Here is a 2,338-nt window from a genome sequence, read left to right on the forward strand (position 1 = left end):
GCCCGCCCCCCTCTCAAGCCGCCACCCGAACCGCCCGGACCACCCCAACTACCCGAACATCAACACCCCCCGCGCCACCCGCCCGTGGTGCGCGTCGTCGGCCGCCTTGGCGAAGTCCTCCACCGGGTACGTCCGGGTCACCAACTCGTCCAGCAGCAGCCGCCCTTCGCGGTACAGCCGGGCGTACAGCGCGATGTCCCGCTGCGGTCGCGACGACCCGTAGCGGCAGCCCAGGATCGACTTGTCCAGGTACATCGACGACACCAGGAACGAGGCCTCGGCGGTGGCCGGCGGCACCCCGAGCAGCACCGCCTGGCCGTGCCGGTCCAGCAGATCGACGGCCTGCCGGATCAGCCGGGTGCTGCCCACGCACTCGAAGGCATGGTCGGTGCCGGTCGGCAGGATCGCCTTCACCGCCTTGACGCTGTCCGCCACCGCCGACGCGTCGATGAAGTGCGTCGCCCCGAACTGCCGCGCCACCGGCTCCTTGGCGGGGTTGGCGTCCACCGCCACGATCGTCGACGCCCCGGCGATCCGCGCTCCCTGGAGCACGTTGAGTCCGATGCCGCCGGCCCCGATCACCACGACCGAGTCCCCGCGGTCCACCTTCGCCCGGTTGAGCACCGCCCCGACCCCGGTCAGCACCCCGCACCCGATCAGCGCGGCCGACGCCGGCGGAATGTCCTGGGGGATCTTGACGGCCTGCACCGCCTTGACGACCGTACGCTCCGCGAACGCCGAGTTCGACGCGAAGTTGAACAGCTCGGTGTCCCCGCGCCGGAAGGGCTTGCCGGGCATCCCGATCGCCTTGCGGCACATCGTCGGGCGCCCCCGGTCGCACTCCGCGCACGCCCCGCAGTTGGCCAGCGTCGACAGCGCGACATGGTCGCCGGGCACCACATGGCCGACGCCCGCGCCCACGGCCTCCACCACCCCCGCCCCCTCGTGCCCCAGCACCACCGGCACCGGGAACGGAATGGTCCCGTCGATCACCGACAGATCGCTGTGGCACAGCCCCGCGGCCCGGACCCCGACCAGCACCTCGCCCGGCCCCGGAGCCCGTACCTCCAGATCGTCCACGACGTGCGGCCGCTCGCCGTCGAATATGACGCCCCTCATCACCGCTCCCCTCTGGGCAGGCCGAGCACGCGCTCGGCGATGATGTTGCGCTGGATCTCGTCCGAGCCGCCGTAGAGGGTGTCGGCCCGGGTGAACAGGAACAGCCGTTGGAACGCGTCCAGTTCGTACGGCGCCTGCGCACTCCAGTCGCCGGGCCCCAGCGCGGCCGCGGCGCCCCGCACCCGCATCGCCAGCTCCCCCAGCCGCTGATGCCAGCCGCCCCACAGCAGCTTGGCCACGCTCGGCGCACCGGCGTCCCCGGCCGCGCCCAGGGTCCGCAGCGCGTTCCACCGCATGACCCGCAACTCGGCCCATTGGGTGAGGAGTTGGTCGCGCAGTACCGGATCGCGCAGGGTCCCGCCACGGACCGCGGCGGCGATCACCGCGGAGAGCTCCGCGGCGAACCCGATCTGCTGCACCAGCGTCGACACTCCCCGCTCACACGCCAGCAGCCCCATGGCGACCCGCCAGCCGGCCCCTTCCCCGCCGACCACGTGCCCGGCCACCGCGCCGTCGAAGAACACCTCGTTGAACTCCGCCGTCCCGGACATCTGCCGGATCGGCCGCACCTCGATCCGCCCCGGCTGGTCCATCAGCACCAGCAGGAACGAGAGCCCCCGGTGCCGCCGCTCGGCCGGATCCGTCCGCGCCAGCACGAAGCACCAGTCGGCCTCCCTGGCCAGCGAGGTCCAGATCTTCTGCCCGGTGACGCGGTACCCGGCGCCGTCGCGGACCGCGACCGTCCGCAGTCCCGCCAGGTCCGACCCCGCGTCCGGCTCGCTGTAGCCCTGGCACCACAGCTCCTCGCCCCGGGCGATGGCCGGCAGGAACCGCTGCCGCTGCGCCTCGTCCCCGTAGGCGAGCAGGGTCGGCGCCAGCAGGTTCTCCCCGATGTGTCCGACCCGCCCCGGCGCCCTGGCCCGCGCGTACTCCTCGGCCCAGACGACCTGCCGGGTCAGGCTCACCGGCCGGTTCCCGTAACGGCCCGCCGGGCAGTCCCACCCGAGCCCGATCCAGCCGCCGGCCCCCAGCTCCCGCTCCCAGGCCCGGCGCACCGCGGCCCCTTCGTGCTCGCTGCCGGGGCCGCCGCGCCCCGCCCACTCGGCGTACGGCCCCACGAGATGACACCCGAGCCAGTCACGGGCCTCCGCCCGGAACCGCTCGTCCGCACGCCCGAAACCGAAGTCCACGTCGACCTCCCCTGCCCGCCCCCACCGAC

At 73.9% G+C, this 2,338-nt stretch carries 2 protein-coding genes; both read right to left on the reverse strand.

What is annotated here, in order from left to right:
* Nucleotides 1-48: 48 nt before the first annotated feature.
* A complete protein-coding gene (locus tag EST54_RS33705; RefSeq protein WP_129251462.1) occupies nucleotides 49-1,119 on the reverse strand; it encodes a Zn-dependent alcohol dehydrogenase in 1,071 nt (356 codons plus the stop codon).
* Entirely contained in the window at nucleotides 1,119-2,309 is a 1,191-nt protein-coding gene (locus tag EST54_RS33710; protein WP_129251463.1) for an acyl-CoA dehydrogenase family protein, read from the reverse strand. The genes EST54_RS33705 and EST54_RS33710 overlap by 1 nt, the downstream gene beginning before the upstream one ends.
* Nucleotides 2,310-2,338 lie beyond the last annotated feature (29 nt).

The organism is Streptomyces sioyaensis, from assembly GCF_004122735.1.
In the GTDB taxonomy this organism is placed as follows: domain Bacteria; phylum Actinomycetota; class Actinomycetes; order Streptomycetales; family Streptomycetaceae; genus Streptomyces; species Streptomyces sioyaensis.